Here is a 3,980-nt window from a genome sequence, read left to right on the forward strand (position 1 = left end):
CAACGCCGCTGCCCGCCGTCACCGCCCCGACCTCGGCGGCCTACGGCGATCGCCCGGAGCAGCGCGTGCCGATGAGCCGGCTGCGCGCGCGCATCGCCGAGCGCCTGCTGCAGTCGCAGAGCACCAACGCCATCCTCACCACCTTCAACGAGGTCAACATGGCCCCGGTGATGGAGATGCGCAAGAAGTTTCAGGAGAAGTTCGAGAAGGAGCACGGCGTGAAGCTCGGCTTCATGAGCTTCTTCGTCAAGGCGGCGATGCACGCGCTGAAGAAGTACCCGATCCTCAATGCCTCGACCGACGGCAACGACATCGTGTATCACGGCTACTTCGACATCGGCATCGCGGTCGGATCGCCCCGCGGCCTGGTGGTGCCGATCCTGCGCAACGTCGATCAGATGGGCTTTGCCGAGATCGAGAAGAAGATCGCCGAATACGGCCAGAAGGCCAAGGACGGCAAGCTGGGCCTGGAAGACCTGGCCGGCGGCACCTTCTCCATCTCCAACGGCGGCGTGTTCGGCTCGATGCTGTCCACCCCCATCATCAACCCGCCGCAGTCGGCCATTCTGGGCGTGCACGCCACCAAGGACCGCGCCGTGGTGGAGAACGGCCAGATCGTGATCCGGCCGATCAACTACCTGGCGATGTCCTACGACCACCGCATCATCGACGGCCGCGAAGCTGTGCTGGGCCTGGTCGCGATGAAGGAAGCGCTGGAAGATCCGGCGCGCCTGCTGTTCGATATTTGATTGGTCTTGGGGACAGACCACGCGCAGCGTGCTCTGTCCCCAACATGCTGGAACACTATGGCTAAAAATTTCGATGTCGTCGTGATCGGCGGCGGCCCCGGCGGCTACATCGCCGCCATCCGCGCGGCGCAGCTGGGCTTCAACACCGCCTGCATCGACGAGTGGAAGAACAAGGACGGCAAGCCCGCCCCCGGCGGCACCTGCACCAACGTCGGCTGCATCCCGTCCAAGGCGCTGCTGCAGTCGTCCGAGAACTTCGAGCATGCGGGCAAGCACTTCGCCGACCACGGCATCAACGTGAGCGGGCTCGCGCTCGACCTCGCGAAGATGTTGGCGCGCAAGGACACCGTCGTGAAGCAGAACAACGACGGCATCCTGTTCCTGTTCAAGAAGAACAAGGTCGCGTTCTTCCATGGGCGCGGTTCGTTCGCGGGCCCTTCGACAGGCTCAGGGCGAACGGGCGGCGAGGGGCGAACGGAAGGTGACGGCTACGAGATCCAGGTCACGGGCGCGGCGGAAGAAACGCTGGTCGCCAAGCACGTCATCGTCGCCACCGGTTCCAGCGCGCGCGCGCTGCCCGGCGCGCCGTTCGATGAGGACAACATCCTGTCGAACGACGGTGCGTTGCGCATCCCCGCCGTGCCGAAGAAGCTGGTGCTGATCGGCTCGGGTGTCATCGGCCTGGAGATGGGCTCGGTGTGGCGCCGCCTGGGCGCGGAGGTCACCGTGCTGGAAGCGCTGCCAACTTTCCTGGGTGCGGTGGACGAGCAGATCGCCAAGGAAGCGCACAAGGCGTTCGTCAAGCAGGGCATGAAGATCGAGCTGGGCGTGAAGGTCGGCGAGATCAGGAACGGCGGCGCGGGCAAGGGCGTGTCGGTGGCCTACACCACGGCCAAGGGTGAGGCGCTGACGCTGGAGGTCGACAAGCTGGTGGTGTCCATCGGCCGCGTGCCCAACACCAACGGCTTGAACCACGAAGCGGTCGGCCTGAAGCTGGACGAGCGCGGCGCGGTGGTCGTCGACGACCAGTGCCGCACCAGCCTGCCGAATGTTTGGGCCATCGGCGACGTGGTGCGCGGCCCGATGCTGGCGCACAAGGCCGAGGAAGAGGGCGTGGCGGTGGCCGAGCGCATCGCGGGCCAGCACGGCCACGTGAACTTCAACACCATTCCCTGGGTGATCTACACCAGCCCGGAAATCGCCTGGGTCGGCCAGACCGAGCAGCAGCTCAAGGCCGCCGGCGTGAAGTACAAGGCCGGCACCTTCCCGTTCATGGCCAACGGCCGCGCCCGCGCGCTGGGCGACACCACCGGCATGGTGAAGTTCCTGGCCGACGCCACGACGGACGAGATCCTGGGCGTGCACATGGTCGGCCCGATGGCCAGCGAGCTGATCTCCGAAGCGGTGGTGGCGATGGAATTCCGCGCCTCCAGCGAGGACATCGCGCGCATCTGCCACGCGCACCCGTCGCTGTCGGAAGCCACCAAGGAAGCGGCGCTTGCGGTGGACAAGCGCAGCCTGAATTTCTAACCAGCACCTGAACCTCCACCACGCCCGTTCGGGCTGAGCCTGTCGAAGCCAGTCCTGGCAAGGACGACGAGGCCCTTCGACAGGCTCAGGGCGAACGGGAACCGCGCATGTCCGTCCAATCCGTCTACGAAGCCGAGCTGCAGGTGCGGGGTTACGCAAGCGACCCCGCGCAGCAGCGCGGCGTCGACGCCCTGGAGCGCTGCGCCAGCGAGTGGGCGCAGTTCAAGGAGCAGCGTTCCAGTGTCTGGAAAAAGCTGATCAACCGCCCGGAGATCCCGCAGGGCGTGTACCTGTGGGGCGGCGTCGGGCGCGGCAAGAGCTTCCTGATGGACTGCTTCTTCCAGGCCGTGCCCATCGTGCGCAAGACGCGGCTGCACTTCCACGAATTCATGCGCGAGGTGCACCGCGAACTGGGCGAACTCAAGGGCGTGGCCGATCCGCTGGACGACCTGGGCGCGCGCATGGCCAAGCGCTACCGGCTGATCTGCTTCGACGAGTTCCACGTCGCCGATATCACCGACGCGATGATCCTGCACCGCCTGCTGGATGCGCTGTTCGCCAACGGCGTGGGCTTCGTCACCACGTCCAACTTCAAGCCCGACGACCTGTACCCCAACGGGCTGCACCGCGACCGCATCCTGCCGGCCATCGACCTGCTCAATGCGAAGCTGGAAGTCGTCAACGTGGACAACGGCGTGGACTACCGCCGCCGCACCATGGAGCAGGTGCGGCTGTACCACACGCCGCTGGGCGCGCAGGCCGACGCCGAGATGAACGAGGCGTTCACGCGGCTGGCCGAGAAACAGGACGACGACCCGGTGCTGCACATCGAGCACCGCGAGATCCGTTCGCGCCGGCGCGCGGGCGGCGTGGTCTGGTTCGACTTCAAGGCGCTGTGCGGCGGCCCGCGTTCGCAGAACGACTACCTGGAAATCGCCACCCAGTTCCACACCGTGCTGCTGAGCGACGTGCCGCGCATGTCGCCGCGCCTCGCCTCGGAAGCGCGGCGCTTCACCTGGCTGGTGGACGTGCTGTACGACCGCCGGGTCAAGCTGATCCTGTCGGCCGAGGTGGCGCCGGAGGCGTTGTACACCGACGGTCCGCTGGCCCACGAATTCCCGCGCACCATCTCCCGGCTGAACGAAATGCAGTCGGCCGAGTTCCTGGCGCTGGAACACCGCGCCGTCGACACGCGCATCACATGAAATCCTTGTTGCTGAGCTTCCTGGTCCTGGCCACCGCGGGCGCCTGGGCGCAGGAAGCCGACGTGGCGGGCGAGCGCGCGCGCATCTCGGGCGAACGCAAGCAGGTGGAGGAGCGCTTCGCCTCCGAGGAAAAAGCCTGCCGCGCGAAGTTTGCGGTGACCGATTGCCTCAACGATGCCAAGGCGCGCCGCCGCGACGCTGTGGGTGAACTGCGGCGCCAGGAACTCACGCTCAACGAGGCGGACCGCAAGCGCAAGGCCGCCGAGCGGCTGCGCGAAATCGACCAGAAGCAATCGGCCGCGCAGCAGCAGCGCCAGGCTGACAAGCGCGCCGAGTCGGTGAAGGACCAGCAGCAGCGCGAAGCGCGCGCAGCGGAGAAAGCGGCCAAGCGCACCACGCAGGGGCAAGGGCAGGGGCAAGGCGCCGAACCGGCCAAGCCAGCGCAGCCGGACAAGGCGCAGGCCGCCGCGCAGCGGGCTGCCGAGGCGCAGAAGGC

4 protein-coding genes are annotated in these 3,980 nt (G+C 67.0%); all 4 read left to right on the top strand.

From position 1 onward, the window contains the following. On the top strand, positions 1–749 hold a 749-nt coding region (odhB, locus tag H0U68_RS15305; RefSeq protein WP_296357064.1), incomplete at its 5' end, for a 2-oxoglutarate dehydrogenase complex dihydrolipoyllysine-residue succinyltransferase. A 57-nt stretch (positions 750–806) separates the two neighbouring features. After that, positions 807–2,279: a dihydrolipoyl dehydrogenase gene (gene lpdA, locus H0U68_RS15310; protein ID WP_296357066.1), complete on the top strand. Its 1,473-nt coding sequence runs from the start codon at positions 807–809 to the stop codon at positions 2,277–2,279. Between the two features lie 107 nt (positions 2,280–2,386). Next, positions 2,387–3,484 (top strand): cell division protein ZapE, encoded by a 1,098-nt coding sequence (gene zapE, locus H0U68_RS15315; RefSeq protein ID WP_296357068.1) that lies wholly within the window; start codon positions 2,387–2,389, stop codon positions 3,482–3,484. Next, a partial coding sequence (locus H0U68_RS15320; protein ID WP_296357070.1) for a hypothetical protein occupies positions 3,481–3,980 on the top strand: 500 nt, incomplete at its 3' end. The genes zapE and H0U68_RS15320, both read left to right, overlap by 4 nt.

This window comes from Ramlibacter sp. (assembly GCF_013697775.1).
Lineage (GTDB): Bacteria > Pseudomonadota > Gammaproteobacteria > Burkholderiales > Burkholderiaceae_C > Ramlibacter.

Excerpts from the sequence above, each read along its gene's own strand:
- lpdA (WP_296357066.1), top strand. The coding sequence starts at position 807 with ATGGCTAAAAATTTCGATGTCGTCGTGATCGGCGGCGGCCCCGGCGGC.
- zapE (WP_296357068.1), top strand. The coding sequence starts at position 2,387 with ATGTCCGTCCAATCCGTCTACGAAGCCGAGCTGCAGGTGCGGGGTTAC.